General features: G+C 43.2%; 26 protein-coding genes. 19 read left to right on the top strand and 7 right to left on the bottom strand.

Annotated elements, in window-relative coordinates; all coding sequences use genetic code 11:
* Positions 1-15: 15 nt before the first annotated feature.
* The gene (locus MHI32_RS22325) at positions 16-609 is read left to right on the top strand and encodes a DinB family protein (RefSeq protein WP_076130254.1); all 594 of its coding nucleotides are present in this window, start codon (positions 16-18) and stop codon (positions 607-609) included.
* A 40-nt stretch (positions 610-649) separates the two neighbouring features.
* Here MHI32_RS22325 and MHI32_RS22320 read toward each other — a convergent pair whose 3' ends face one another.
* Together MHI32_RS22320 and MHI32_RS22315 are read right to left on the bottom strand one after the other, a co-directional pair.
* Positions 650-2,266, bottom strand: coding sequence for a response regulator (locus MHI32_RS22320; protein WP_340010881.1), 1,617 nt, complete (start codon positions 2,264-2,266; stop codon positions 650-652).
* 4 nt (positions 2,267-2,270) lie between these two features.
* Positions 2,271-4,010, bottom strand: a complete 1,740-nt coding sequence (locus MHI32_RS22315; RefSeq protein WP_076130231.1) for a sensor histidine kinase — start codon at positions 4,008-4,010, stop codon at positions 2,271-2,273.
* Between the two features lie 347 nt (positions 4,011-4,357).
* On the opposite strand from MHI32_RS22315, the gene MHI32_RS22310 reads away from it, so the two are divergent.
* The 4 genes from MHI32_RS22310 (at position 4,358) to gnpA (ending at position 9,915) form a co-directional block, all read left to right on the top strand.
* The gene (locus tag MHI32_RS22310) at positions 4,358-5,833 is read left to right on the top strand and encodes a carbohydrate ABC transporter substrate-binding protein (RefSeq protein WP_076302696.1); all 1,476 of its coding nucleotides are present in this window, start codon (positions 4,358-4,360) and stop codon (positions 5,831-5,833) included.
* A 90-nt stretch (positions 5,834-5,923) separates the two neighbouring features.
* Positions 5,924-6,865: a sugar ABC transporter permease gene (locus MHI32_RS22305; protein WP_244886367.1), complete on the top strand. Its 942-nt coding sequence runs from the start codon at positions 5,924-5,926 to the stop codon at positions 6,863-6,865.
* Between the two features lie 9 nt (positions 6,866-6,874).
* Positions 6,875-7,729: a carbohydrate ABC transporter permease gene (locus tag MHI32_RS22300; RefSeq protein ID WP_340010878.1), complete on the top strand. Its 855-nt coding sequence runs from the start codon at positions 6,875-6,877 to the stop codon at positions 7,727-7,729.
* A 26-nt stretch (positions 7,730-7,755) separates the two neighbouring features.
* Positions 7,756-9,915, top strand: coding sequence for a 1,3-beta-galactosyl-N-acetylhexosamine phosphorylase (gnpA, locus tag MHI32_RS22295; RefSeq protein WP_339281249.1), 2,160 nt, complete (start codon positions 7,756-7,758; stop codon positions 9,913-9,915).
* A gap of 452 nt (positions 9,916-10,367) precedes the next feature.
* Here the strand turns inward: gnpA and MHI32_RS22290 are convergent, their stop codons facing one another.
* Entirely contained in the window at positions 10,368-11,273 is a 906-nt protein-coding gene (locus MHI32_RS22290) for an AraC family transcriptional regulator (RefSeq protein WP_340010877.1), read from the bottom strand.
* A 184-nt stretch (positions 11,274-11,457) separates the two neighbouring features.
* On the opposite strand from MHI32_RS22290, the gene MHI32_RS22285 reads away from it, so the two are divergent.
* From MHI32_RS22285 to MHI32_RS22275, 3 genes are read left to right on the top strand one after another with little or no spacing between them, the layout of a single operon-like run.
* Complete coding sequence (locus MHI32_RS22285) at positions 11,458-12,306, top strand: sugar phosphate isomerase/epimerase family protein (RefSeq protein WP_076130236.1); 849 nt, start codon at positions 11,458-11,460, stop codon at positions 12,304-12,306.
* 20 nt (positions 12,307-12,326) lie between these two features.
* On the top strand, positions 12,327-13,340 hold the full coding sequence (locus MHI32_RS22280) for a Gfo/Idh/MocA family oxidoreductase (RefSeq protein ID WP_076308955.1): 1,014 nt from the start codon (positions 12,327-12,329) through the stop codon (positions 13,338-13,340).
* Positions 13,341-13,371: 31 nt separating this feature from the next.
* Positions 13,372-14,385 carry a Gfo/Idh/MocA family oxidoreductase gene (locus MHI32_RS22275; protein ID WP_076217948.1) on the top strand — a complete coding sequence of 338 codons (1,014 nt, stop codon included), beginning with the start codon at positions 13,372-13,374 and terminating at the stop codon, positions 14,383-14,385.
* A 77-nt stretch (positions 14,386-14,462) separates the two neighbouring features.
* Here the strand turns inward: MHI32_RS22275 and MHI32_RS22270 are convergent, their stop codons facing one another.
* Positions 14,463-14,672 carry a hypothetical protein gene (locus tag MHI32_RS22270; RefSeq protein WP_036683023.1) on the bottom strand — a complete coding sequence of 70 codons (210 nt, stop codon included), beginning with the start codon at positions 14,670-14,672 and terminating at the stop codon, positions 14,463-14,465.
* A 204-nt stretch (positions 14,673-14,876) separates the two neighbouring features.
* On the opposite strand from MHI32_RS22270, the gene MHI32_RS22265 reads away from it, so the two are divergent.
* The 4 genes from MHI32_RS22265 (at position 14,877) to MHI32_RS22250 (ending at position 17,627) form a co-directional block, all read left to right on the top strand.
* Positions 14,877-15,191, top strand: coding sequence for a hypothetical protein (locus MHI32_RS22265; protein WP_076130239.1), 315 nt, complete (start codon positions 14,877-14,879; stop codon positions 15,189-15,191).
* A gap of 117 nt (positions 15,192-15,308) precedes the next feature.
* On the top strand, positions 15,309-15,842 hold the full coding sequence (locus tag MHI32_RS22260; RefSeq protein ID WP_076134553.1) for a hypothetical protein: 534 nt from the start codon (positions 15,309-15,311) through the stop codon (positions 15,840-15,842).
* Between the two features lie 97 nt (positions 15,843-15,939).
* Positions 15,940-17,058: a DNA alkylation repair protein gene (locus tag MHI32_RS22255; protein WP_340010874.1), complete on the top strand. Its 1,119-nt coding sequence runs from the start codon at positions 15,940-15,942 to the stop codon at positions 17,056-17,058.
* A complete protein-coding gene (locus MHI32_RS22250; protein ID WP_340010872.1) occupies positions 17,055-17,627 on the top strand; it encodes a type 1 glutamine amidotransferase family protein in 573 nt (190 codons plus the stop codon). The genes MHI32_RS22255 and MHI32_RS22250 overlap by 4 nt, the downstream gene beginning before the upstream one ends.
* A gap of 65 nt (positions 17,628-17,692) precedes the next feature.
* On the opposite strand, the gene MHI32_RS22245 is transcribed toward MHI32_RS22250, so the two are convergent.
* Positions 17,693-18,286 (bottom strand): hypothetical protein, encoded by a 594-nt coding sequence (locus MHI32_RS22245; RefSeq protein ID WP_076130242.1) that lies wholly within the window; start codon positions 18,284-18,286, stop codon positions 17,693-17,695.
* A gap of 208 nt (positions 18,287-18,494) precedes the next feature.
* Between MHI32_RS22245 and MHI32_RS22240 the strand changes: the two genes are divergently transcribed.
* Genes MHI32_RS22240 through MHI32_RS22230 form a run of 3 tightly spaced genes read left to right on the top strand, consistent with a single transcriptional unit; the run spans position 18,495 to position 20,299 of the window.
* Positions 18,495-19,151, top strand: a complete 657-nt coding sequence (locus MHI32_RS22240; RefSeq protein WP_076184205.1) for a ribonuclease H family protein — start codon at positions 18,495-18,497, stop codon at positions 19,149-19,151.
* Between the two features lie 44 nt (positions 19,152-19,195).
* A complete protein-coding gene (gene ung, locus MHI32_RS22235; RefSeq protein WP_340010869.1) occupies positions 19,196-19,864 on the top strand; it encodes a uracil-DNA glycosylase in 669 nt (222 codons plus the stop codon).
* 30 nt (positions 19,865-19,894) lie between these two features.
* A complete protein-coding gene (locus tag MHI32_RS22230; RefSeq protein WP_340010868.1) occupies positions 19,895-20,299 on the top strand; it encodes a hypothetical protein in 405 nt (134 codons plus the stop codon).
* Between the two features lie 110 nt (positions 20,300-20,409).
* On the opposite strand, the gene MHI32_RS22225 is transcribed toward MHI32_RS22230, so the two are convergent.
* Together MHI32_RS22225 and MHI32_RS22220 are read right to left on the bottom strand one after the other, a co-directional pair.
* Positions 20,410-21,519 (bottom strand): AI-2E family transporter, encoded by a 1,110-nt coding sequence (locus tag MHI32_RS22225; protein WP_076130245.1) that lies wholly within the window; start codon positions 21,517-21,519, stop codon positions 20,410-20,412.
* A 190-nt stretch (positions 21,520-21,709) separates the two neighbouring features.
* A complete protein-coding gene (locus tag MHI32_RS22220; protein WP_076130246.1) occupies positions 21,710-21,982 on the bottom strand; it encodes a hypothetical protein in 273 nt (90 codons plus the stop codon).
* 251 nt (positions 21,983-22,233) lie between these two features.
* On the opposite strand from MHI32_RS22220, the gene MHI32_RS22215 reads away from it, so the two are divergent.
* From MHI32_RS22215 to MHI32_RS22200, 4 genes are all read left to right on the top strand, one after another.
* Positions 22,234-22,998, top strand: a complete 765-nt coding sequence (locus MHI32_RS22215; protein ID WP_340010867.1) for a DeoR/GlpR family DNA-binding transcription regulator — start codon at positions 22,234-22,236, stop codon at positions 22,996-22,998.
* Positions 22,999-23,115: 117 nt separating this feature from the next.
* Positions 23,116-24,027: a 1-phosphofructokinase gene (gene pfkB / locus MHI32_RS22210; RefSeq protein ID WP_076184203.1), complete on the top strand. Its 912-nt coding sequence runs from the start codon at positions 23,116-23,118 to the stop codon at positions 24,025-24,027.
* A 38-nt stretch (positions 24,028-24,065) separates the two neighbouring features.
* Positions 24,066-25,994 (top strand): fructose-specific PTS transporter subunit EIIC, encoded by a 1,929-nt coding sequence (locus MHI32_RS22205; protein ID WP_248548397.1) that lies wholly within the window; start codon positions 24,066-24,068, stop codon positions 25,992-25,994.
* Between the two features lie 175 nt (positions 25,995-26,169).
* Positions 26,170-26,670, top strand: coding sequence for a Crp/Fnr family transcriptional regulator (locus MHI32_RS22200; RefSeq protein ID WP_076217941.1), 501 nt, complete (start codon positions 26,170-26,172; stop codon positions 26,668-26,670).
* Positions 26,671-26,896: the final 226 nt, after the last annotated feature.

Raw genomic sequence — 26,896 nt, 5'->3', positions numbered from 1 at the left:
AGCTGATATATGATGATTACAACAAAAGAAGTCTTACAACGATTTGAAGAAACTGCGACATACTATATTCAAGAATTAGAGCGATTCAATCTGGAGCAGTTGAAGCAAAAGCCGAGTGAAAACGCCTGGTCCATCGGACAGATGTTTCAGCATCTCATTAACTCGGCGCTGTATATGCAGCTTCGTAATATTGATCAATGCCTTGTGCTAGACCAAGATCCCTTAGTAGCTCATGTGGGGAAAACTGAGGATGGTGCGGCTATATTTGCGCAAGGAAGCTTTCCGCCCATTCGTATTCAGGTTCCGCCTTCCGCCCAATATACGCCGGAGCAGCCGGAGAGCAAAGAACAATTAATTCAAGGGTTACGTACAGTCATTCAAAGAATGAGAGAGATCGAACCCTCTCTTGAAAAAGCGTCCAAACAAAATACCGTATCTCACCCGCGATTCGGTGGACTATGCGCGGAGGAATGGTTCCTACTTATTGAAATGCACTATCGTCATCATCTTCTGCAGCTGGAGCGGTTAAACAAAGAGTTGTTGTTTAATTCCATATTTGCACCTAAAGAAGGGTTCATCAATAACATTCAGGTTGTGAAAGGATCATAAAAAGAGGAACCACGTTCCAATAAAAAGAGTTTGAATGGTCTTAATTTCCTGAATCAAGCGTGGCCTGAACGTGATTCTTATACTCACTAGGATTAACACCAAAGTGTTTTTTGAATAACCGGGTGAAATAAAATTGATCGTGTATACCGATTTGCGTGGAAATTTCTTTAATGTATGGATTCCCTTTAAGTATTAATTCTGCAGCTTTTTCCATTTTCACAGTATTAATGTAGTGAATGATGCTTTGTCCCACTTCTTCTTTGAAGATTCTGGACAGATAGTTCTCACTTAAGTTGACATGCTTGGCAATCAGAGATAAGGTCAGCTTCTTCTGATAATGTGTGTTGATATAGTCAATCGCTTGTTTAACATCTCTATTGTGTGTAGTTACGATCTGTTGCTTTTGATGGGAGAATAGTTGGAACACAAGCTCCATTATAGATAGAACGTCAGTGGTACGTTTACTGCTGGCGATATTTTCTATATAGGTCTTCAAAAGCTTCGGATCCTCGACAATGAGATGAGCATCGCATAAGGGAAGATAATGCAGACAATTTACGATGAACTTTTTGGTTTCAGCAGGATTAATTTGCTTGGATTTACAGGTGTCGAGAAATTGCTGAGTTGCTTGATTAACGGCTTCAACCCCTGAAAGCTTCCAGTTCTGAATTAATTGCGTCGAGAAATCATGTACATCCTCGAAGTCCAGCGTATCCTTTAAATGGACATCCGTTGGATCTATAATCGTTATTTCGTTGTAAAATTGGATTTGCAAGGATTCTTTACATTGCTCTAGGGTTCGTTTTGCTTCAGCATATCCCCGTACAGGATCAGAAAAAACAATAGTAGGGGTGATAGAAATATACATTTTGATTAACCGAATGACCCTCTGGATAAAGTCTGTGCGGATAATTTGATGATCGTCTAAGGTATCACAGGAGATTAGAAGCAGCAGCCCATTAGATTCTAGCTGAATAATTTCTAACTGATCTACGGTCTCCAAGATATCCAAGATGATGTTTTCAATAAAGGATACGGAGATGTGATTTTGTCTTTCGTTTTGGGTGGCGTTATTCTGCTCAAAAGTAATGTAGAATAAATAACAGCTGCTTTCGCTGAAAGCGAAACTTATAGCATCATGCTGATCAAGCTGCTGCACATCGTAATAAGGATCGGTGAAATAATCTTTTAGAAGCGCATTTTTCACGCTTTTTAAATTGTGTTGTAATAACTGTGTTTGGGTCTCCTGCTGCTGCCTAGATTGAAGCTGCTCTTGAATTAGCTTCGTAGATTTCTCCAGCAAATGGATCAAATCCCCCGTTTTCATACTAATCTTCAGCATATAATCTATAGCCCCAAGCACTAAGGCTTCACGAACTAACTCATACTCCCCGTGGTTGCTCGCCACCAGAATTTTTCCTGCAAACCCTCTGTTATTCAGTTCTTTTATCAGCTGCAGACCATCCATATTAGGCATTTTGAGATCTGTAATGATGATATGGGGATTAAACTTGTCTACAAGTGTTAAGGCTTCCACTCCGTCAGAGGCAGTAGCACAGATCATGTATCCAAGCTCTTCCCATGGAATCATGGTTCTGAGCGCGACTTTAACAATAGGTTCGTCATCCACTAGCATTACATTATACATAGGATACATAGTATCACCCCTTAAGTTCGTATGTTTGTTTAGGGATAATTAGGCGGCAGCAGGTTCCATGACCCATTGAGCTTGTGATGAACAGCCCGTAACTCTCACCGTATTGAAGTTTAATGCGATCGGCCACATTTGAAATTCCGATACCCGACAGATTGTCAGCTTTTTCAGATTTGGTGGTGTCAAACCCTTTTCCGTTATCGATGATCTCAATAATAAGGGTGTATTCATTTTTTGCGTATACCTTAATTTGGATTAGAACTTTTCCTCCTATATCTGTAACTCCATGAAGAATCGCGTTCTCTGCGATCGGCTGCAGGATGAGCTTGGGGATCATGCTCTGTAATAAAGACTCATCCAAGTCATATTCAATGTCGAACCTGTCGGCATAACGTATTTTTTGAATGGCAAAATAATGATCCAGATTGTTCAGCTCCTGCTTGATGGTGATTTGCTCATCTTGATCGATAATGGTACTACGCAGCAATTCAGCTAGTGAGGAGATGCCGTCGCTAAGGACGGGAACCTGGTTAATCATCGCCAGCCATCGTAAGGAGTTAAGTGTATTAAAAAGAAAGTGAGGATTAATCTGCGATTGCAGCATTTGCAATTCGAGCGAACGTCTTCTTTTCAGATCTTTCTTTTGATCCTTCATCAGCTGTTCCATTCTACTGACCATGCTGTTAATTCTATTGGCCAACACGCCCATTTCATCGTTGCTGTGATCTTCGATCCGGCTCGATAGATCACCATAAAAAATTTGATTGCAGAAGACGATGATTTGTTTGATTGGTTTTAGGATGCTTTTATACAATACGATAATAATTAGAATACACACGACTACAATGATGCTGACAACAATAAGTAGTCCAGTGGTGATTTTACTTGTCTCTGAATTGATATAAGAGAAGGGCACGGTAGAAATCATGTACCAGCCTAATTGATTATTGTTAATATAGGAGATTTGCTGCATTTTTCCATTGACCATGCCTTGGAAGGAATGGTTTTTCTTTGCCTCTTGTGTCTTGATTTGCTTAAAAAGCTCATCTTTATAATAGGGTTCTCCTAGCGGCGTATCCTTTTGATTCGAGGACATTACTTTTCCCTCTCTATTCATAATAAGGAGACTGGAACCTGTACCTAAATCCACACTGGAAAGAATGACTTTTGAAAATAACTCCCCACCAATAAAAACAAACACATGACCTAAGGGAACGCCAATGTCATCTTGATCAAAAATTTTCCGGCCCAGGACAATGGTATTGTAAGCGCGATAGCTTTTTGCGTAGTTAAGACTGTCATAAGGGGCATTGAGCTCTACTTGTTTCATAATTTCTTCATACTTAGGATTGGGGATGCCATCGTAGCCTAATTCATAAATAGGTTGGTTCTTGGCGTCGATGACCCGAACGTTCTGGACATATCCGGGGTAGATGGTTCTATATAAATTGTCCATGGCATGATTAATGGCAGCATTGCTAGGAGCGGGTTCATTTGGTGCTGCCGATAAACGCTCCTGAATAATACTATTGGTAGAAACAGAGCCTGCAAGATATTGATAGTTGTTAAGTTCACTTAACATCGTTCGATTAAGCAGGGTTAAAGCCTGAAATGTGGATTTACTTAATTTATTGTTAATAGATTTGGAGTAAATGGTGTAGGAGTAGAAACCTATAAAGATGATTGGGATCACGGATACGATTAAGAAAATGACGGTTAAGCGATTTTGAATTTTAACCTTGCGCATGATTTGCGGAGGATTAGGAAAATGCAGCTTCCCTTTGCGTCGACTCAGGTGGATGACCTCCCATTCACTATCTTTTACTTACAAGTTAACATAAAAAGAACAATGGAATATATATGCAGCGGCGAAAAGTGAGAATAATCTATGGAATGGATAATATTATCCATTCCGTTAACGGCTAAGTTTACAGGTTATGTGACCCTGATGAATAAGCTTACACGAGCTCGCATTGGAAGATGGATAAGATAATACATAGGTAGGTTTGTATTGTAAATGTAAATATAGCGTAAATCCTTCTATACTTAGATTATTAAAAAAGCGTTTACAAGAATATCTTAAGGAGGGCGTTTATGAAAAAGACTATGAGTACATTATTAGCAGTAATGCTGCTAGGTGTGGGGTTGCTCGGCTGTGGGAACAGCAATAATAAACCTGCTGCCTCGAATGAATCTGATTCAACGAAAGCTGCGGGCACCGCGCAAGCTACAAGTACAACGAACGCCGGGAAGACTAAAGAAGAACCTGCTAAAGATTTTGATAACAAGGAACTTAGCATTGCTGTATTCCAAGGGGGATATGGTGCGGATTATTGGAATGAAATTGTCAGCAAATTCGAAAGTGCTTATCCAGGTGTGAAAGTGAACATGACGATTAATCCTAAAGTTGGTGAAGTAATCCGGCCGCAGATTGTTGCGGGTAATCCTCCCGACTTCCTATCCGTTACAGATACAGAGCAAAGTGGCATCGTGCTTTCACTGATTAAAGAAAAAGGACTGCTAGATATCAGCGATGTATTTGAAAGCAAAGCGCTTGATAAAGAGGAGACGCTTAAGGATATGATTCTACCGGGGATGCTGGACAGTACAAGATTTCAGCCCTATCAAGATGGAAAGACGTACCTCGCACCTTTTAATGCTGGACCGATGGGCTTGATTTACAATAAAACACTGTTCACAGAAAAAGGCTGGAGTGTTCCTGAGACTTGGGAGGAGTTCTTTGCTTTAGGGGATGAGCTGAACAAAGAGGAGAACTATCTGGTTAATGCAGATGGAACCAAAACGAAGCGGGCTTTATTCACTTACCAAGGCATCTATCCGGATTATTTGGAGGAAATTCTCTACCCGGCCATTGCGAGTGCGGGGGGAAAAGAAACGCTGGATAAAGTCTTTGCTTATGAGGAAGGTTCATTTAAGAACGACACGATCAAAAAAGTACTGGATATTTTCTATAAAATCTCTAAAGACGGTTATCTGATGGACGGCACGGTTGCCTTGAACCATACACAGTCACAGACCGATATGATGATGGGTAAAGCTTTGTTTATCGTAAACGGGAACTGGATGGAAAATGAAATGAAGGATTCACCTAGAGAAAATGGATTTGAATTTGGGATGACAACAGTACCTGTGTTCAATAAAGGCGATCAGAAGTATGTGCTTTCCAGCTACGAGCAATTCTCCATCCCTGCTAAGGCCAAAAATCCTGAGCTCGCTAAGGAATTCTTGAAGTTCCTGTATACCGATGAGTCTGTGAAACTATTCGCGGAAAAAGCGAATGGGGCGTATGCGCTTAACGATGCGAAGGAGCTGTCTAAGCCATTTTTGACTAAAGGTGTCTATGACATGTTTGAGGCTTATAATGGTTCCATTTCTATTCTACAGGGCTGGCAATCATTACCGAAGGGTTCCAAGGTTAGTGTAGTCACTGAAATGTTCAAGAATACGGTCACACCAGTGATGACAGGCCAAATGACCACAGATCAATGGATGGATAATGTGGAAAAAGCTTTTGCACAGATTCGTAAAGAGAAAGCGGCGAGTAAATAATCTATAGTATCTCATGCAAATGCATCCTGTTAGGAATGGATAAGGTTATCTATGAACGGGATGCATTTTGTATGAAGGGGAGTGAGAAAGATGTCTGAAATGCAGCTGGCAGAAGTAGCTCCTAGACAGAGGAAATCAAAGATTAGGACAGCGAAAACCAGAAATCCTAAGCTATTCATAGCGGTATGCACGATTCCAACGCTCCTGTTAACCCTCGTATTTATGATTATTCCAACCTTTAGGGCATTTTTTATGTCTTTTACGGATGCTACCGGGATGAGTGATGAGAACAAGTTTATCTTTTTGGATAACTATAAATATATGTTTCAAGATGAGATGTTCCTCAAAGCTCTGAGCAATACATTTAAACTGATGCTGGTCGTGCCAGTAATTACATTGATTTTTGGGCTGGTGCTTGCTTTTCTATTAACGCAGACGAAGCTGAAGGAAAGAGGATTTTACCGAACCGTATTTTTCTTTCCTAGTATCATCTCTTTGACGGTAGTCGGAATTATCTGGTCCTTTGTGTTTCATCCCAACATGGGCATTTTGAATAATATTCTGGGGAGCATCGGATTAGATCAACTGAGCAGACCCTGGCTTGGAGATAGCCGAACAGCATTGTGGTGTGTAGCCGTTACACTGATCTGGCAAGCGGTTGGTTATTATATGGTCATGTACATCGCTGCGATTGATGGGATTTCTGCGGATGTGTTTGAATCGGCGACTATTGATGGTGCGGGATATTTCCGGAAGCTTACCAGTATTACGATCCCTCTGCTAAAAGATATTATTGGCATTACGTTTGTGTTGTCTCTGGCAGGTACGATCAATTTAAGTTTTATAGTTGTAACTGTAATGACTGGTGGTGGTCCGGCAGGTGGAACTACTGTTTTACTCCACTACATGTACACGCAGGCCTTCCAGAATGCGAACTTTGGTTATGCCATGGCTATAGCTATATTTACGCTGGTGTTCGCCTTTGTGCTTTCTTTTCTGTCCAGACTACTTACAAATCGAGCAGAAGGGTAGGGGAGAAGGATGACGAGCAATCAACAGAGTCTTCTAAAAATGAATATTGCCAACTGGATTACGCGGCTGTTTCTGATTGTAGCCACCATTGTTTTGTTATATCCGTTTGTATGGAATCTCTTAGCGTCATTTAAAAGCAATACGGAATTTCTGACCGACCCCTTCTCCTTTCCACAAGTCTTACACTTTGATAACTATGTACGTGCTTTTCAGAAATCCAAGATGGGGAGTTATTTCCTGAACTCTATCTTTCTTGTGGTGTTATCCACGGCGATTTTAGTTATTTTTGTGGTTCCTATGGCTTACGTCTTAACGAGATTTAAGTTTTGGGGCTCCAAACTAATCCTTAACCTTTATATGGCCTGTATCTTTCTGCAAGCCTCCTACATTATGGTTCCTTTATTTCTACAAGTGAATTCATTCGGGATGTTGGACAATCGCGGAATGCTCAGTTTAATCTATGCTGTTCTGCAGTTTCCCTTTGCCATCTTTGTATTAAGTGGATTTCTGAAGTCCGTCCCTAGAGATTATGAAGAGGCCGCTAAGATTGACGGTTGTGGCAACACGGGAGTGCTCGTCAGAATTGTTGCGCCGCTTGCTAAACCGGGCATTGTGACGGTCTGTATGCTGGCAGCGATGGGCTTTTGGAATGAGTATCCGCTGGCATTGGTCTTAATTCAAAGTGATAGCAAAAAAACATTGCCAGTAGGTTTAGCCAATCTTTTTGAGGTTCAACGTTATGCTACTGATTGGAGTGCACTTTTTGCCGCGCTGATCCTAGTGCTGATTCCAACGATTCTTTTATATGTGATAGGACAAAAGCAATTGCTCCAAGGAATAAGCGCAGGCGGAATTAAGGGCTGAACAACAAAGATATGGAGGGAAGTTACGTGGACAAAGGAAGATTTACACTGCCTGGTGAAACAGGGATGGAAGAGGTCATAGCCGATCTCGTCGAAAGATGGGGTGTAGATGCCGTACGTGACAGTGATGGCACGAATCTATCGCAGGACATTCTCGATATGGGTCTGCAAATTTATTCAACGCTTTGTCTTGTCCGTGAGGACAACGAGTGGGCGAAGCAGCATCCGCAATATAGACAGCAGATTTATCTGATGTCTGCTCCAGTAATAGTAACTTCAAAGGTGAAGGCCATCGATATTATGGCTGATTATTTTGCCGAGCAATTTATTCCTAACACAGATGTGGATATAAAAAAATATTGGCAGGTTGTAAACCGGACTACAGGAGAAGTATTACCTTCTGAATGTTGGAGTTACGCAGAGGGAATTGTCACACTTGAACAGGCGGTACAATTTCACAAGTATACGGTCAGTTTCTTGGCCTACCAGAAATGGGAGCCGGTCTCCATGTACAATCACATCACGAATGATTGGGATGAGGAGCATCGTTTACCGTTGGATGTTCGTTACCCCGAGGCTCAAGGGCATGTTTTGAAGGTGCTGGAGGATTGGCTGAAGAAACATCCCAAGACTGATATCGTACGTTTTACGACCTTCTTTTATAATTTTGATTTGATATTTAACAAGGAAGGTAAGGAGAAACAGGTGAATTGGTTTGGCTATCTGAGTTGTGTGAGTCCACTTGCGTTAGAGCAATTCGAGCAAGCTTATGGGTACCGATTGACTGCGGAAGATTTTGTGGATCAGGGGCGATATAACACACCATTTAAGAACCCGACCCAAAGATATCTGGACTGGATGGACTTCAATCAGAAATTCATCGCAGGTTATGCGAAACAATGTGTAGATATGGTGCATGATTTCGGGAAGAAAGCGATTATGTTCTTCGGGGATCACTGGGCTGGCACAGAGCCTTATGGCAAATATTTTCCGGAGATCGGGCTCGATGCAGTGGTAGGGGCAGCAGGAGATGGCGTTACAACGCGTATGATTGCGGATATACCTATTAAGGATACCGAGGCACGTTTCTATCCTTACTTCTTTCCAGATATCTTTTTTGAAGGGGGAGACCCTGTCGGAGAGTCCATGCCGATCTGGATCAAATGCCGGCGTGCGCTCATGCGTAAACCAGTTGGCAGGATGGGGTATGGCGGATATTTAAGTCTAGCGCATCAATTCCCGGATTTTATAGATCATGTGACAGAGATTGCGAAGCAGTTCAAAGGGATTCATGCCAATGCAGAAGGGACACAGCCTTTTAAAGCTCCTTTTAAAGTGGCGGTTCTGAATACTTGGGGCTCCCTTCGAAGCTGGCAGACACATCAAGTGGCTCATTCATTATGGAATCAAAGATGTTATTCCTACATAGGAGCATTAGAGTCATTGGCGGGCTTGCCGTTCGACATTGAGTTTATAAGCTTTGATGACATCAGGTTAAGTGGGATTGATCCTAGTATCGGTGTGATTATTAACGCGGGTGATGTACACACCTCTTGGAGCGGTGGAGATCAATGGAGCGATCCGCAAGTTGTGGCAACACTTCGTGAGTGGGTGGAGCAAGGGGGCGGTTTTATTGGGATTGGTGATCCATCAGCTTATGAACATCAAGGGGTTCTTTTTCAACTAGCGGATATTCTAGGTGTTCAGAAGGAAATTGGATTTACAGCAAGCATCAATAAGCCCAAGGTAACGCCTGTGCAGGGTCATTTCATAACGGAAGATCTGGAAGGTGAGATTAATTATGGTGAAGGGATGACCATGATTTATCAAGCGGAGGCCGGAGCAGAAATATTGGACGTGCACCAAGGCAGCTGCAATCTTGCCGTGAACTCATTTGGTCAGGGGCGGGGCGTTTATATCGCGGGGCTTCCCTATAGTATTCAGAATACCAGACTACTCAGCCGAGCGATCTTTTGGGCCGCACATCAAGAGGAGCAATTGTATTCATGGTTCTCAGTGAATCCGAATGTTGAATGTCACGCGTATCCTGAGACGGGTCGATATTGTGCCGTAAATAACACTTCCGAGATCCAAAAGACAACGATCCTGATGGATAACGCCGTGATCCAAGAAATAGAGTTGGGTGGGATGGAAAGTGTGTGGTTTCAATTTGAGATCATACATTAAGAGTCAGCCGTAACTACGGCGAATAATTAGACTTCCGGCTGCTGTTATCTCCAACTTTCCTGAATTGTACTGCTTCGATAGAGTGATTGGGGAATTTCTCCCTGAAATTCCGGGATATTTGGTCATCAGACTAATAATCAGGGAAAACCTCCCCAAAGTTTAGCTGATTCGTTAGCAATTATAGTTATTCCTCTTATTATTAGGGAGGAATTCCCTGATTTCGTTCATTTAGAGCGAATATTGGCTATTTTCAGGGAGTTTTTTCCTAATTAGTTTTAGAGCCGTCCCCGCATACTGCATTAACGCAGAAAACACGAACGTTCGCCGCCTCCTTCTTCGATTTTTCAGGGAAGGGGGCTTTTGCCTTTTTGAATCATAAGGAAGAATCCATCACCCTCAATGTTTTTGGGAGTTTTTCTTACTTGGACTGAGATATCTTGAGTTTTCCGTATCTAGAGTATCCGGGACATTTTGCGATAAGCCCGCGGAGAAATTCCCTCATTCGCAGTAAATACCCTGCTGAAATAATGGATATCAGGATAACCAACCTTATCCCCGACCTGTTCAATCGGCCAATCCGTTTCGCGCAGCAGCTTGCGTGCTTCTCGATGCCGGATGGAACGGAGATATTCACCAGGAGGCATGCCAGCCACCTCACGAAATAACTTGGAGAAATGGTCTTCATGCATATTCATGGCACCAGCCATGGATTTATTGCTCCAGCGGTCTGCTAGCTTTGAATCCATCTCATCGATTAAAGCTCTGATCCGCCCGGTATGAACGGAAGATTTGGCTGTATTCCGGGAGCTTTGTGTTCGGAGCAGCGAGGTTAGAACGCCGAGCAGTAACCCCCGACAGACCCATTCATAACCGGCAGGCCGCATCGTAAATTCATGCACGAGCTGTTCCATCGCATGGATACATTCGGGTGGCGGGGTATAAATGGGCTCCTGTGACAATGGCATAAAAGGAGCGGTCACAGCTTCCAAGGCAAACTTCTCGTCCATAACCTCCTCCTCATTGACCAGCATGTCTTCATCGCTTGTAATAATCGATTCCCCAAAAAAATCAAAATGGATCCCAATGAGTTTGGTTTCCGAATCTGAGACAATCGCATTCTGATGATATACCCCGGAAGAAAGAAATATCAGTTGTCCTGAATTCAGGATATATTCCTCCGTATCCATCTTTGTTGATAATTTCCCCTGGCGAACGTATAGCAGCTCGAAATCATACAATCTTCTTCTTGGAAAGAGGCAAGGTGAGAGGGTTTGGAATTGTGCGTAGTGAATGCCAGGCGACCACTCCCGGGAAGGGACCTGTTTTCTTAGGGGATAACGGGTTTCTTTTTCAGCCACGAATAAACCTCCCATACAGTATAAAATGAATTTTTAAATATAGACCGGAATCGTGCAACAAATCTCTTGTTTACCTAAATAAATTCAACTTACAATCTATTATAATATAAATAAATCAAGGATATAAGCGCATTTAGGGAAAAATCTTAAAAAACGGAAAATAACAAATTTGAGGAGGATTCAGATGAAAAAGGGAATAAACATTTGGTCGTTTCGCGAAGGTACTGAGATCGAAGAATGTGCACGTCTGGCTAAAGCGGCAGGTTTCGACGGAATTGAGTTATCTTTGAATGAATCGGGTGAACTTGGCCTGCAAACCACTGAGAAAGAAGCTATTAAGATCAAAAATTCCATTCAGGAGATGGGGTTAGAAATTGCAGGACTGGCGACAGGACTATATTGGTCATATGCCATGACAAGTGAATCCGCGGCGAACCGGACGAAGGCTATCGATGTATGTAAAAAACAATTGGAGCTGGCAGCAACACTTGGCGTAGATACGATTCTTGTCATTCCTGGTGCGGTTGGTGTGGATTTTATTGAGGGCTGTGAAATAGTCGATTATGAAAAAGCTTATGATCGAGCCTTGAAGGCGATCAGTGATCTGGCTCAGGATGCAAAAATGGCGGGTGTTTCTATTGGGATTGAAAATGTGTGGAATAAATTCCTGCTGTCTCCGCTCGAATTACGTTCTTTTATAGATGCTGTAGGCTCCAATTATGTAGGTTCCTATCTGGATGTAGGGAATATCGTTCATTCTGGTTATCCAGAGCAGTGGATACGGATTCTAGGCCATAGAATCAAGAAGGTGCATTTCAAAGATTACCGCCGGGCAGCCGGAGGACTTCATGGATTTGTTGATCTACTTGCTGGGGATGTGGATTATCCTGCTGTTATGGAAGCACTGCAAGAGATCGGCTACAGCAATTATGTTACTGGAGAAATGATACCGCCATATACGCATTATTCGGAGCAAATCATTTTTAATACTTCTGCAGCGATGGATGCTATTTTAGGACGCACTAGTTACTAAGTTTAAGAGAGGTGAAGGCTGTGCTCAGAGTGGGGCTGGTGGGTTTTGGATTTATGGGCCGAATGAACTTTGATCAGTATGTTCAATTGCAGGAAGACGGCCATCCGATTTCTCTGGTTGCCATTTGTGACCCGCAGATTAAAGTCCTTAAACATACTAAATCCGCGGGGAATATGAACACAGCCCACGAGGTATATGATTTATCCCCTTACAGCCTTTATGAGAATTTGGAGCATATGCTCGAAAAAGAAGAACTAGATGCTATTAGCCTTGCAGTACCTACGTACTTGCATGCTGAAATGACTTGTTCGCTGCTGGAACGAGGGTATCATGTGTTCTGTGAAAAGCCGATGGCGAGACATTCCGCAGAAGCTTGGAAGATGGTAGCGGCGGCGCAAAGCAGCGGAAAAAAATTACTGATTGGTCATTGTCTTCGCTTCTGGCCGGGATATGAATATTTGAAGGGGGTTATAGCTAGCGGTGAGTTCGGTGAAGTGACAGAGGCTTATTTTTACCGGGGTTCCGGTGCTCCTAAAGGGTGGTTGGTCAATGATGAGCTAAGTGGCGGCTGTATGCTGGATATGCATGTACACGATACGGACATCATCCATCACTTGTTTGGGAAACCAGATAAAGTATCAACGCTTGGGCGGAAGGTTTTACCGGGAAGTGGCTATGATATCGTCTCCACTCATTATTTTTATCAGGATGGAAAAGTGGTCAATGCCCAAGCGGACTGGACACTGGAAGGCGACTTTGGTTTTTACATGGGCTATCGGATTAATTTTGAACGGGGAAATGTAGTCTTTGATGGCGCGGAAGTTAAGGTAAATCCTAATCGTCAACCGGGGTTCATTGCGAAGCTTTCTTCGCATACCGGATATTACAGAGAGTTGGTATATTTCTTGAAAATCATCCAGAACGATGAGCCAGTGACCCTATGTATGCCCGAAAGTGCTGCCCAGTCCATAGAAATCATTGAGGCTGAAATCCAATCGGCTGATCAGGAAGGGGCCTGGATACGGATACGTTAAGTAACATACTTTTAGTAAAGGAGACTTCACGATGTTGAAAATAGGCTTGATCGGCTTTGGATTTATGGGCCGGATGCATTTTGATAATTATGTGCGCTTAACGGAAGAGGGGCAGCCCATTGCCCTTAAAGCCATCTGTGATTTGCGAATTGAGGAATTAAAGGATGGAAAAGCAGGCGGGAATATGAGCACTGCCCAGGAAGTCTATGATTTGTCAGCTTACAATCTATACGATGATCTGGAGAAAATGATAGCCAGTGAGGAACTGGATATGATCGACATTGCGGTTCCTACTTATCTGCATGCGGAAATGACTTGTTCGCTGCTGGAACGTGGATATCATGTTTTTTGTGAGAAACCGATGGCCAGAACTTCCGTACAAGCGCTGGAGATGGTGGAAACGGCAGCCCGCTGTGGGAAAAAACTGATGATCGGACATTGCCTCCGTTTTTGGCCGGGGTATGAATATTTAAAAGAAGTGATAGAGAGCGGGCAGTTCGGTCAGGTCACGGAAGGGTATTTTTACAGGGGTTCTGGTGCTCCTAAGGATTGGTTTCTTGATGAGACACTAAGCGGTGGAGGCATTATGGATATGCATATTCACGATACGGATATGATTAACTATCTGTTCGGCAGACCGGATAAAGTATCATCCTTAGGACGTAATGTCCTTCCGGGTAGCGGATATGATATCGCATCGACTCACTATTTTTATAAGGATGCAAAAGTAATTAATGCTCAGGTGGATTGGACGCTGGAAGGTGATTTTGGTTTTTACATGGGGTACCGGGTTAATTTTGAACGTGGAAATATAGTGTTTGATGGCAGCGAGGTCAAGGTCAATCCGAATGACGGGGCAGGCTATTTAGCGGAACTTTCACCGGATGTTGGCTACTATAGAGAGCTTGTATATTTTCTGGATGTTATTATCCAGGATAAGCCTATCATTATTTGTACGCCAGAGAGTACAGCGGAGTCTTTAAGAATCGTGGAAGCAGAAATGAAGTCAGCGGATGCTGAAGGCGAATGGATTGTGCTAGATTAGTTGTGTGTAGAGTGAATAAGGACGTGAGCTGGAAGAGGATCATTCACAATGACCTTTTTCCAGTTCACGTCCTTTTGTCATCGCTGAAATTTGGTGTTGTCTCTTGCATAATGGGATACTGATCCGTCATATCTTCTCAGCCGTACTTGTTCGTCAGAGAACAGTTCAACAATTCCTGAAGCAACCTCTGAATACATTCCATCAGGATCAAGCTGTAGCGCAGAAATATAGGTTTGGGATAAGGCAGCTATAAAAAAATCAATATTTTTCACTAGTGTTTGTGGCATGTTATTCCCTCCGGTGACATCTTGTACATGATGATATTTTAACCATAGGAGTTATTTTACCATGATTTATCGTTGAGTTTTAGGAAGAATTCTTTGGTAAAAGTCGAAAATATGAGAAATTTGGTTGAAATTGTATTTAAGATCGTCTTTAATGAAACAAAGAGGGTAATTTTACCACTCTAAATAAATTAAGGGGATTACATAATGAAAGACTATGAAGTGCTGGAAATTAACAAAAAGAGTTTTTTTAAAACAACTATCTATTTTATGATCATTCCTACACTGCTATTGTTTATAGTAGGTCTAGGGATGGTGGTGGTCGGGCTTATCATTAAAGAGACGTTTATTGTTGTTATGGGTATCCCTTATTTGATTATGCCGGTTATTTTGATACTCATTTATGGATTGGTGGGTATGCTGGTAGCGCTGGTATATAACAAGCTGGCGAAGAGATTCGGAGGACTAGAACTGAAAATAGTGGAGAAAACCCCTCCGGTTGAAGCAAACTATTTACCATAACCAGAAGTTATTAAAGGGCAGGTATTGCGATGATTTCGCTACCTGTCCTTTTTTATTTTAATTTGAAAAGAAACCGGGGAATGGATATGATTTGGATAATGAAAGGATGATTGCCAGATGACAGAACCGACACAAAGAGCCAAGGAGCTGTACATTCAGTTTTTGGGTCATTTTTTAAATATGCATAAAGCAGGAGTACTTAAGGAGTACAAAAGTTTTGAAATTCCAAGAGAAGTGGAGCTGGAATGGCTGCAGGAATGGGCTATGGAGCACGTCAAGCAGTTGTCGATACGGGACTGGGATGCGATTACGATACTGGAATCCATCTCGCGGAATTATCAGGATAGCTGGATTGTGGAAAAAGTGGCTTCTTTTGCTTCGCGGAATATTATGAGCGCCGATAGTTTGGTTAGACTGATTTATGCGGAAAAAATGCTTGAAATCATTCGTTCTCATAACCAAGTGATCACAAAAGAACTGTTATTTCAAGGCTGTAAGGTTGCTGTACAAATTCTCGAGGATGTAATCTCACAGCCGCTGGTCATTGATCCTGGACACGAACTTAAAGAACATAACCTTAAAGATAAACGCGCGTTAAACAGTCGAGCCCAACAAGGGATTGAAGAGGTGAAGGTACTTATTAATTCTTAGCTGCCAAAGTTGACATACTGTTGTCAAATTGGGTGTGCTACGATTTCCTGACAGAATCAAGTCTGCTGATCTAAAGAAGAAAATGAGGGATTATCGAATGGCTGAACCTTTAAAAGCAATGTACAACGAACAATTTCTGCGTGAGTTCGGCGAAAAGATTCGTGGCGTACATAATGTCTTCGAGACTGAGGCATTTGTAAGCTCAGCCATGACTGAACCGTGGGAAACGCTTGAGCTGAAGGCTAGAATGCGGCGGATCACCGAGACGTTGGGCAGCCACTTAAAGCTTCCTTATGAGGAAGCGCTGGCTATCCTATTCGCCATTGCTGAAGATTGTGTAGGATTTCCTTATTTGATTTTTCCGGATTTCGTTGAGGTATATGGCCAAGGAGACGAACATTGGGAGTTGTCTATGCAGGCGCTGGAAAGTTTCACAGCGAAATCATCGGCTGAATTTGCAGTTAGGCCGTTTCTCTTTCGGGAACCAGAGCGGATGATGGCTCAAATGCAGATATGGGCGAAGCACCCTGATGAGCATGTACGTAGGCTGGCTAGTGAGGGCTGTCGGCCTCGTCTGCCTTGGGGACAGGCGCTTCCCATGTTCAAGCTTGACCCAGCTCCGGTATTACCTGTACTTGAGCAGCTTAAGGCGGATACATCCCTGTATGTGCGTAAAAGTGTCGCTAATCATTTGAATGATATTGCGAAGGATCATCCGGAAGTGGTGCTCGATACCGCTCGGCGCTGGAAGGGAACACATCCCGATACAGACTGGATTGTGCGGCACGGCTGCCGTTCTTTGATTCGTAAAGCTGAGCCAGAGATTATGGCTTTATTCGGATACGCAGAGCAGACAGACGAAGCTGCTCCACTTATAACGAGTGCCTTCATTCTATTGGAACCTTCAATCCTGACCATTGGCGAAAGCTCTGAATTACAGTATAAGCTTCAAGTTCGTGAGGGAGCTCCGGCACGGATTCGGATTGAATACGGAATCTATTTCGTGAAAGCGGCAGGTCGAACCTCCCGTAAATCTTTTTTGTTATCGGATAAGACCGTACCTGGAGGTACAATTCTGTCAGGTAAACGGACACATCGTTGGGCTGATTTAACAACTCGGCGTCATTATCCAGGAGAGCACCGGATTGTGCTGCTGGTAAATGGGCGAGAAGTGGCGGAAGTGGCGTTAGAACTTAAAGGGAGTGCTAATATATGAAAAAAGAAGTTTTGATGTTTCTATCCAATGGCTACGCTGATTGGGAAAGCGGATATATTAGTGCCGAACTAAATAAGCAGGAAAGTGAATATAAAGTAAGAACAGTTGCTCTAACTAGCGACAATGTCAAATCTATGGGTGGATTTACTGTTGTACCTGACTATACTTTAGAAAGTTTACCTGCTCAGTATGAAATGTTGATTTTAATCGGGAGCACAGGCTGGAAAGATAATTCAGCTATTACTCCAGTGATTGAAAAATGTCTGCAGGAGAGTGTACCTATAGCCGCTATATGTGATGCTACAACTTTTTTGGCTGAACATGGCTATTTAGACAACATACCGCATACCGGAAATTCATTGGATTATTTAAAACAAAATGCTCCTAATTATAAAGGAGAAGCAAATTATATTGAAAAACAGGCAGTTTCGAGTGAATATATTATTACAGCTAATGGCACAGCTTCTTTAGAATTTGCAAGGGAAGTTATGAAGAAGTTAGAGGGTTTCCCAATCGAAACCGTCGAGGGATGGTACAAATTTTTCAAAGATGGTTTTTATCAAGAATAAGGGTGTATATAAAAAAGGTGATCTCAAGTCTTAACGACTTGAGATCACCTTTTTGGGGTTGAAGTTTATTTTTTCACTTCTGTAACACCAGTTACTTTTCCTTGATCGGATGAATTAAAGGTGGATTTATATTGATCGTTTGCGAAGTAAACATTACCTTCAACGGTTGCGTTCACTAGGGTAAATCCATCCGCTTCTACGTATACATCTCCAATAAAAGTGCCGCCTTGGATGCGGGCATTTTTACTCTTGATGGTCAATTTTGGAGCAGTCAGTTTAAAGGAGTTGGTGATGTTGTGATCCGCATCTTGTGTGTATAGAGCAATTTTTCTGGCGGGTTCCTCTTTATTCATGAATTCTCCATCCACCACGAGATCTTCGGTGAAGGTTAAGTCTTTAAGTGTGGCAGCAATCCAGGTTCCTTCTGGACTGATGGCGCGTTTGAAGGCTTCTTCATTATCTACTACGGAAGCTGAGGTTACAGCATCTGTGGTGTTATTTTGATTATTAGCGGTGCCTGTATTATTAGTGGTTCCCGCATTATTCGTGTTCTCAGGAGTGCTTGTTGCAGTAGCATTATTGGCATTGTTTGTTGCATTTCCACATCCGACCATTAACACAAAAGCAAATACCGCAGCAACACTTGCTATCTTTCTCATCTGTATAACCTCCCTAAGTAATTGTACTGATATCCTTCGAGCTTACTATAGAGTGATTAGTTAGTAATTTACCAATCAATCTACAAATGGTAATATAGGCCTGGACATCTCTGGCGTATAGTATGACCTGAAAAATGTGATTTATCCGATGAATTCACGAGCAATATGGATTACAATAAGTACAGGCAGTAGAAAAGGAGCATTATCCATGGCCAAACAGAAATATTATGTAGTCTGGGAAGGTAAACAACCGGGAGTCTATAGCACTTGGGCAGAATGCCAGGCACAGACAGATCATTATACCGGTGCAAAATATAAATCCTATGAATCCAAAGCAGCAGCTGATGCGGCATATAAAGCGGGCTGGAAGGGGAATTGGGGAACAGGGGCAGCTGGTGCAGCAAAGTCTAAGGGGACTAGTTCTTTTAAACGCAGTGCTACAGTAGAGACCTCTGAGGAGATTGATTACAACAGTATTTCAGTAGATGTGGGGACTCGTGGTAATCCGGGGCCTGTTGAATATAAGGGTGTAGATACACAAACGGGAGATATCATTTTCTCCTGTGGTCCGATCAAAAAGGGCACTAATAATTTAGGCGAATTTTTAGCGATTGTTCATGCCTTGGCGTTGTTAAAGAAAGAGGGAAGCGATAAAACGGTCTACAGTGATTCAGTAAATGCAATGAAGTGGGTGAAGCAGAAGAAGGTGGCAACAACCTTGCCGCGCGATTCTTCAACAGAGGAAATTTGGGTGCTTATTGATCGGGCAGAGCGTTGGTTGCAAACCAATACATATGACAATAAGGTGCTCAAGTGGCAGACCAAAGAGTGGGGCGAGATCAAAGCGGATTATGGTCGGAAATAAAAAAGCTATATCGCTATGGTTTCGGTTAAAGGAGGAGTTTGGGGATGTTTGGCAACGATTGGGATGAGGTATTGCAGGATGAAATGCAAAAGCCCTATTTTCTAAAATTAATGGACGCACTAACACAAGAATATAAGGAACATACCGTTTATCCGCCAAAAGAATTATTGTTCACAGCATTGAAATTAACGCCTTATAAGGAGACCCATGTAGTTATTTTAGGTCAAGATCCTTATCATGGTCCCGGACAAGCGCACGGACTAAGCTTCTCTGTCAATCTGGGGGTACGTATCCCTCCGTCACTGCGCAATATTTATGCAGAGCTGAAGGAGGACGTCGGTGTGCCTGTTCCGAACCACGGCTCTTTGCTGCACTTAGCAGAGCAGGGAGTGTTGTTGCTGAACACCGTGCTGACGGTACGTGAAGGTGAGGCTGGTTCGCATAAAGGTCTGGGCTGGGAGACATTCACAGACACTATTATGCAAAAGCTAAATGAAAGATCTACGCCTATGGTGTTTATATTATGGGGAAGTCATGCGCAGAAAAAAGGCGCCTTCATCGATCAAAGCCGGCATAAGGTGCTGCAATCGCCTCATCCAAGCCCACTTTCATCGCATCGTGGATTTTTTGGCAGTCGTCCGTTCTCAAAGGCCAACCAATTTTTAGAGTCGCAGGGGTTGGCAGGAATAGATTGGTTCATTCCGGACTTATAATTTATGGAGTGATGCGAAGGGGAGGTAGCTATGAAGCATTGGGTAGGTAAACCCGTTATAATGTACTGCGGGGAGAAACCTTATACCATTATGAAGGGAATCCTCCGCAAATGGGACCTTTCCGCATCGGTGGCGGTGATTGGCCATCAGGAAATTGCTGTGCCGTTTCGGGATATTGTTGTTATTAAGGCTCTGGCTCCAAAAGAAAGAGCGCTGCCTCCAGTTCTCCATTCCGTAGGTTATGTGATAAGGGATCGGCAGCAATTTGACAATGCAGTGTATTTTAAATCGGCGGTTAGCGTCTGGAAAGAAGATCAGCTTATTGCCTTTAATACGATTATTACCTCACATACGAAAGGTTCAGTTACTCTTCAGAACGGCCAAAACCTGATGAAGGGCAATCACATCTTTGTAGTTCGTTCTTTACGAGGATGATTTCAGGCACCTGTAAAGAATAAAAAAGGGTACGACTCCGAGTGATTGGAGACGTACCCTTTTTTATTTTATAGATAAGCTCCGCCCGTTCACGAAGTAGATTACAACCGTTATAGCTCCTCTTTTTTGATAGGCTCAGTTTCATCTATCCGGTCTGCAATAATAATCTCATACACGCGCAGGAAAACAATTTTTATAATCATATAAACAGGGAGCGCAATAAGAACTCCGATAATACCGTAGAAGTCTCCACCTATAAGGACAAGGATGACCGTAGTCAGTGGATGAACATCCAATGATTTTCCGTAAATAATCGGTGAGAGTACATTATCCTGGATCTGCTGGGCAATGAAGATTACAACCAGGGACCATATGGCCATCGTCGGTGATTCAATGAAACCCACTATAATTACCGGAATCGCTGCTAAGAATGATCCCACATATGGAATGAAGTTAAGGGGCACTGAAATTACGGCGAGCAACAGGGAGTAAGGCAGTCCGATGATAAGGAACCCTATATATAACATAATACCGAGTACGACATTTAGCACCACGCGTGTGACGATGAAGCTGCTTAAGGCGCTGTCGATATCTCCAAACATCTCTTGCCCTTCCTTACGATATTTTCTCGGAATTAAGCCTTGAAGTTTAGGCGATAGCTTATAGTCATCTTTTAGCATGTAGTACAGAATGATGGGCAAAGTTGCGATTAACACTACAATGCTGGAAACAACGCCAATCAAATTGGACATGGAATTGGTAACCCAGGTAATAGTATCGCTAAGAAATTCTGATAAACGGGCTGCGACGTCGGAATCCCCTTTGAAAAAACGCGAAAGTGTCGGATTCTCCCTCAATGCATTGAACTGATCCTGCAAACCTTGCACGAGGTAAGGAGTGTTATCAATAAAGTTCTGAATTTGTTCTTGAAGTGTCGGCCAGACTAGAATCCAGAAGAGAACGAACAAGCCGGCAATCAGAAAATAAATGAGCAGGATGGAGAACGCCCGGTTTAATTTTCTTTTCTCAAGGATTCTTACTAACGGACGCAGCAGGTAGTACATGAACCCTGATAACATCATGGGAACAAGTAATAATTTGAAAATGGCACCCAGTGGGGCGAAGAGAAACATTACTTTGGAGCCTAAGTACAAAATCAGTAAAAAGGCGATAATAGCAAGGCTTGTCCGAAAATACTTCTGTTGTGGCAATAAAAACATCCCCCAAAATTCAAATTTATGTCTATGTAGTTTAATAACCCTAATTTACAAGTATTGATTCAAAAGCGGGCAATTCCTTTTAGGTAGTTCTTGGCATACCCATATAGAGGTTCTAGTTAAAAAGGTTACGCCAAGTAAAAAGTTCGCAATTTAACAAGGGGATATAACTATTTCTCTGCTTTTTCACAGATTATCTTGACTTTCGTCTATGAGATTTTCTAGTGGATAAAGTGAAGATTTCAGGAACTACATCTTCGCCTCCGGTTTCTTTGGTAACTTGTCTTGCTTTAACAAGAGATAAAAAGGAAAAAATCTCACCTAAGGCTACAAGTCCAGCTGCGATGATCTCATAATCCTCAGCGCTAAGTTCTGCGGATTCCACTGGATTATTGTTATTGGTGGTCCCATTCTTATTAGCATTGCTGTTGCCTTTATTTCTCCCGCTGTTTCTTCCATTGGCCATTTCTGATCACCCGCTTTTCCCGGTATGTATTATTAATATGTTATAAATGCCGCATATGAGATAGGCAATTCGGATGTAATTTTGCACTGTCTCTTTTTAGCACTTTACACAGGATGAAAACGCTGTTAAAATCATAAACGAGCACAAACGATCAATAACGGTCACATATAATCAATTAACGGTCAAGAAAATTCATAGATGAGCGCAAGGAATTGCACAGGTCGCGCTGTCACATAAAGGAGCGAGCCACGATGATGTTTGAGGAAGAGAGAAAACAAAAAATCGTGCTTTTTGTGGAAAAGAACTCCAGAGCTTCTGTACAGGAGCTAAGTCAGGAAATGAGCGTATCTGAGTCTACTGTGCGCCGTGATCTGAAGGAGCTGGAAGAAGCCAAGCTATTAAAGCGTACTCATGGCGGAGCGGTTTCCCTGCAGAGCGTCAATTTTGAAGCGGCTTATCCTGATAAGGAAGACCATTTGTTGGATGAGAAGCAACGGATTGCCCGTAAGGCCGTGGAGATGATTCAGGAGGGGGACGCAATACTGCTTGATGCAGGAACAACAACACTGCAGATTGCCAGAGAACTGAAGAACTTTTCGAATATCAAAGTCATTACGAACTCGATTATGGCGCTGAATGAGCTGCGGGATTGCCGCAATATCGAAGTCTCAATTACAGGCGGTATGCTTCGCCCGGATACGATGGCTTTTGTTGGACCGATGACAGAGCGTTCCTTAGATATGGTGAGAGTAGATAAAACTTTTCTTGCCACTAATGGACTGGATTTGCGGGAAGGCATCACAACTCCGAACATGTTAGAGGCAGCTACAAAACGCAAAATGATCGCAGTCGCCAAGCAAGTTATTCTACTGGCAGATCACAGTAAGCTGGGGCAGATATCCTTTAGCAAGGTTGCAGATGTGACGGAAATGGATCATTGCATTATAGATTCAGGAGCGTCTGACAAATTCATCCGTGAGATCACGCAATTGGGTGTGGATTTCACGCTGGTATAAATTTTATATAGGATAAGCAATTATGAATTACCGTGTGATCGTTTGGAGAAATTACAGATGCCGTACTTGTGATCGGTAATCTATGGCTTAGAAAACCAACATAATTGAGGGATAATCATGATCTATACTGTAACGCTTAATCCTTCCATTGATTATATCGTGGAAGTGGAAGATTTGAGACTGGGTGACTTGAACCGGATGAAACGTGATTTGAAGCTTCCGGGAGGGAAAGGAATTAACGTATCCCGAGTGCTTAATCAGCTTGGGGTTCAGAATAAGGCTATGGGATTCCTTGGAGGCTTCACCGGCCGATATATTGAGGATTGGTTACACGAAGAGTCAATTTCAAGCGATTTCGTGTTTGTTTCCGATGATACGCGGATTAATATCAAGCTCAAGCATGGAGAGGAAACGGAGATTAACGGTGTTGGACCCGTCATTCATGATCCTGAAGCCAATGCACTATTGCAAAAGTTGGCTGCTCTGAACGCGGAGGATGTAGTGATTTTGTCGGGAAGCGTTCCCCCATCACTGGGTGCAGATTTCTATGACAAGCTTATAGCTGTGTGCAAACAGAGCGGAGCGGAATTCGTCATTGACACTACTGGTGCTGCACTTCAAAAAGCACTGGCGTATCAGCCATTGCTGGTTAAACCGAACCATCATGAGCTCGCAGAGCTATTCGGCGTAACCATAGATACGAGGGAAGAGATTATTACTTATGGACGCAAGCTGCTGGATGCAGGAGCGAAAAATGTACTGGTTTCCATGGCGGGTGAAGGGGCTTTGTTCATTACGGAGCAAGGGGTATACCACGCCAACGCACCATCAGGTAAAGTGAAAAATTCTGTAGGTGCAGGAGATTCCATGATCGCTGGTTTTGTAGGGACACTGTCTTTGACAGGAGACTTGTTGGAGGCGTTCCGTGCAGGCGTTGCCTCGGGCAGTGCAACCGCATTCTCTGATGACTTAGCGGACAGAGAATTCATTGAACAGCTGAGACCGCTGATCCAAATCTCAGAAGTGTAAGCCGACAGCATTCAAAGTACTTAAGGGAGTTGAGCATGATGAGAATAACGGATTTAATGATAAAAGAAACGATGATCATGGATCTAAAAGCTACAACTAAGGAAGCTGCAATTGATGAATTGATTGCGAGTCTTGCTGCAAGTGGCCGAATTAATGATCCGATCCTTTTTAAAGAGATGATTCTGAAGCGCGAAGAGCAGTCCAGCACTGGGATTGGCGGCGGCATTGCAATGCCGCACGCTAAGACTAAAGCGGTAAATGAAGCGACGGTTGTATTTGCTAAGAGCGCAAGGGGAGTGGAGTTTGAATCCCTTGATGATGAGCCAGCACGTATTTTCTTTATGATTGCCGCTCCAGAAGGAGCAGGCAATATGCATCTTCGTACACTGGCCTCATTGTCCAGACTACTGATCGATAGCGAGTTCATTGAACAGCTTATGAATACTCAGACTCCTGACGAGGTATCAGCTTTGTTTGATGCCAAGCAGGCGGAAGGTGAAGCTAAGGAGAAAGAGAACGAAGCTGCTGAAACTGCCGCGAAGTCAGAGCCTGAACGTGTAATCGTGGGCAACCCGGATTCCCAAGCTTTTGTCGTAGCTGTAACTGCTTGTCCTACAGGCATTGCACACACTTTTATGGCTGAAGATGCCCTTAAGAAAAAAGCTCTGGAAATGGGAGTTAATATCCGTGTAGAGACGAATGGTTCAGAAGGGGCCAAAAACGTACTTACCCCTGATGAGATTCGGCGTGCAAGCGGTGTAATTGTTGCAGCTGATAAAAAGGTGGAAATGGCCCGTTTTGACGGTAAACCTGTACTGCAAAGACCTGTAAGTGATGGCATCCGTAAGCCGGAAGAGCTTATTCGTAAAGCTATGAATGGGGAAGCGCCGATTTATCACAATGAAGGTCGCGGTGGCAATGACGAAGGGTCTAAAGAGAAATCTGGCAGTATCGGCAGTAAAATATATAAGGACTTAATGAATGGGATCTCCCACATGCTCCCGTTTGTAGTCGGTGGCGGTATTCTGCTAGCAATCTCCTTCCTGATTGAACAAGTAGGTGGAGCAGATCATCCGCTGTTCCAGTTACTGCAGACAATTGGTGGTGGAGATGGTGCCTTCCATTTCCTAATTCCAGTCCTTGCTGGATTTATAGCGCTTAGCATTGGTGATCGTCCGGCTCTGATGCCAGGTATGGTTGGGGGTTACATGGCCTTGAATTCCAACGCTGGGTTCCTCGGCGGGCTGGCTGCTGGTTTCTTGGCGGGTTATGTAATTATCGGATTACGTAAAGTATTTGCAGGACTGCCTAAAACACTTGACGGACTGAAGCCGATCCTGTTATATCCGGTATTCGGGCTTCTAATTACCGGTGGATTGATGTATTACCTGTTCGATCCGGTCTTTAGCTGGATCAATGTAGGACTGATTGATTGGCTTAATGATCTTGGAACTGTTAATGCTGTTATTCTGGGTCTGGTTCTCGGTGGCATGATGGCCATAGATATGGGTGGACCTTTCAATAAAGCTGCTTATACTTTTGCCATCGGTGTATTCACTACCAGTGGCAATACCAACGGCTTCATGATGGCTGCTGTAATGGCGGGGGGGATGGTGCCTCCACTTGCAATAGCACTGGCTTCTACTTTCTTTAAGAATAAATTCACGGAAGAAGAACGTAAATCAGGCTTAACGAACTATGTGCTGGGCTTGTCGTTCATTACGGAAGGGGCCATTCCATTCGCCGCAGCCGATCCGCTTCGTGTCCTAACCTCTTGTATTCTTGGTTCGGCCGTTGCTGGAGGTCTTACACAGCTTTGGAATATCAACGTGCCGGCTCCGCATGGCGGGATCTTTGTAGCTGCCCTTTCAAGCCACGCGCTGTTGTTCCTGTTGGCTGTTCTGATCGGTTCGGTCATCTCCGGATTGATGCTCGGATTATGGAAGAAACCGCTTGAAGCAAAGTAACTTTATAAGTAAATTGAACTGCTGGGTGCCAGAATTGTTATTCTGGTGTCCAGCAGTTTTTGCATGGATTTTAATCACCCACCTCCTCGCCCATAGGTAGATTTATCTCCATAAATGAGGTTTAATTTTATATAATTGAAAATATATATAATCAGAAGGAAAAGGAGCGAGCGAGATGATATTACATAAGGGGGAAGTCTTGTTCCGCCAAGGAGACAGCTGTGATTTTTTATTTAAGGTAAAAAGCGGGCTGTTCAAGGTCACAAGACTTCATGAGAATGGGAACATGGTGTTATTCAACATCCTGTATCCCGGTGAGATGGTTCCCCATCATTCACTCATTTCGCCAAAGGAGGCGCATGGAACGGCAGTTGCGATGATGAAGAGCGAGGTGGAGGCAGTTCCATCAGCAGAATGGTATCAACAGTTGCGGGAGGATTCTGGTCAAGCGATGGAAATCGCCAGACTGCTTCAGGAGAAGGTACGGTTTATGCAGACACGGCTGGATCATCTTACTGTAGGTACGCCTGCAGAACGTATGGAATTGCTAACCCGCTGGTTTAATGACTACTCTCATGGCGCAGCGCTAACAGAGTTATTGACCCAGGAAGAAATAGGACAATTGATCGGTGTAAGACGTGAAACAATCAACCGTTTGCTGCGGAGTACAGAGTGATTCCTGCTTTTTTCTGGCAAACTGTTTAGAGTAGGGTGGCTCCGTGGTATAATGTAAACAGAACTTATCAAATTAGAGAAAGGATCAGGATACCATGTGTCCCCGAAGGACGATTCCCCAAAGGACGATTTGGAAACGTTATGATCTGTCTTATACTTAGCTTCCCTGTAGAAGGTGCGTAAACCGTTGTTACTTGACGAACCGCCTCTGCGAGGGGAAGGAGTAT

Origin of the sequence: Paenibacillus sp. FSL H7-0690 (assembly GCF_037980415.1) — a bacterium.
In the GTDB taxonomy this organism is placed as follows: domain Bacteria; phylum Bacillota; class Bacilli; order Paenibacillales; family Paenibacillaceae; genus Paenibacillus_AQ; species Paenibacillus_AQ odorifer.
Note: the sequence above shows the minus strand (reverse complement) of the source record. Positions and strands in the feature narration are given on the sequence as shown.

Bases quoted from the DNA above. Each gene is read 5' to 3' on its own strand.
- MHI32_RS22275 (WP_076217948.1), top strand. From the start codon at position 13,372: ATGTTGAAAATAGGCTTGATCGGCTTTGGATTTATGGGCCGGATGCAT.
- MHI32_RS22305 (WP_244886367.1), top strand. From the start codon at position 5,924: ATGTCTGAAATGCAGCTGGCAGAAGTAGCTCCTAGACAGAGGAAATCA.
- MHI32_RS22215 (WP_340010867.1), top strand. From the start codon at position 22,234: ATGATGTTTGAGGAAGAGAGAAAACAAAAAATCGTGCTTTTTGTGGAA.
- MHI32_RS22200 (WP_076217941.1), top strand. From the start codon at position 26,170: ATGATATTACATAAGGGGGAAGTCTTGTTCCGCCAAGGAGACAGCTGT.
- MHI32_RS22220 (WP_076130246.1), bottom strand. From the start codon at position 21,982: ATGGCCAATGGAAGAAACAGCGGGAGAAATAAAGGCAACAGCAATGCT.
- MHI32_RS22320 (WP_340010881.1), bottom strand. From the start codon at position 2,266: ATGTATCCTATGTATAATGTAATGCTAGTGGATGACGAACCTATTGTT.
- MHI32_RS22250 (WP_340010872.1), top strand. From the start codon at position 17,055: ATGAAAAAAGAAGTTTTGATGTTTCTATCCAATGGCTACGCTGATTGG.
- MHI32_RS22315 (WP_076130231.1), bottom strand. From the start codon at position 4,010: ATGCGCAAGGTTAAAATTCAAAATCGCTTAACCGTCATTTTCTTAATC.
- ung (WP_340010869.1), top strand. From the start codon at position 19,196: ATGTTTGGCAACGATTGGGATGAGGTATTGCAGGATGAAATGCAAAAG.
- pfkB (WP_076184203.1), top strand. From the start codon at position 23,116: ATGATCTATACTGTAACGCTTAATCCTTCCATTGATTATATCGTGGAA.
- MHI32_RS22310 (WP_076302696.1), top strand. From the start codon at position 4,358: ATGAAAAAGACTATGAGTACATTATTAGCAGTAATGCTGCTAGGTGTG.
- MHI32_RS22260 (WP_076134553.1), top strand. From the start codon at position 15,309: ATGACAGAACCGACACAAAGAGCCAAGGAGCTGTACATTCAGTTTTTG.
- MHI32_RS22245 (WP_076130242.1), bottom strand. From the start codon at position 18,286: ATGAGAAAGATAGCAAGTGTTGCTGCGGTATTTGCTTTTGTGTTAATG.
- MHI32_RS22240 (WP_076184205.1), top strand. From the start codon at position 18,495: ATGGCCAAACAGAAATATTATGTAGTCTGGGAAGGTAAACAACCGGGA.
- MHI32_RS22225 (WP_076130245.1), bottom strand. From the start codon at position 21,519: ATGTTTTTATTGCCACAACAGAAGTATTTTCGGACAAGCCTTGCTATT.
- MHI32_RS22285 (WP_076130236.1), top strand. From the start codon at position 11,458: ATGAAAAAGGGAATAAACATTTGGTCGTTTCGCGAAGGTACTGAGATC.
- MHI32_RS22265 (WP_076130239.1), top strand. From the start codon at position 14,877: ATGAAAGACTATGAAGTGCTGGAAATTAACAAAAAGAGTTTTTTTAAA.
- MHI32_RS22300 (WP_340010878.1), top strand. From the start codon at position 6,875: ATGACGAGCAATCAACAGAGTCTTCTAAAAATGAATATTGCCAACTGG.
- MHI32_RS22230 (WP_340010868.1), top strand. From the start codon at position 19,895: ATGAAGCATTGGGTAGGTAAACCCGTTATAATGTACTGCGGGGAGAAA.
- MHI32_RS22270 (WP_036683023.1), bottom strand. From the start codon at position 14,672: ATGCCACAAACACTAGTGAAAAATATTGATTTTTTTATAGCTGCCTTA.
- MHI32_RS22255 (WP_340010874.1), top strand. From the start codon at position 15,940: ATGGCTGAACCTTTAAAAGCAATGTACAACGAACAATTTCTGCGTGAG.
- MHI32_RS22205 (WP_248548397.1), top strand. From the start codon at position 24,066: ATGAGAATAACGGATTTAATGATAAAAGAAACGATGATCATGGATCTA.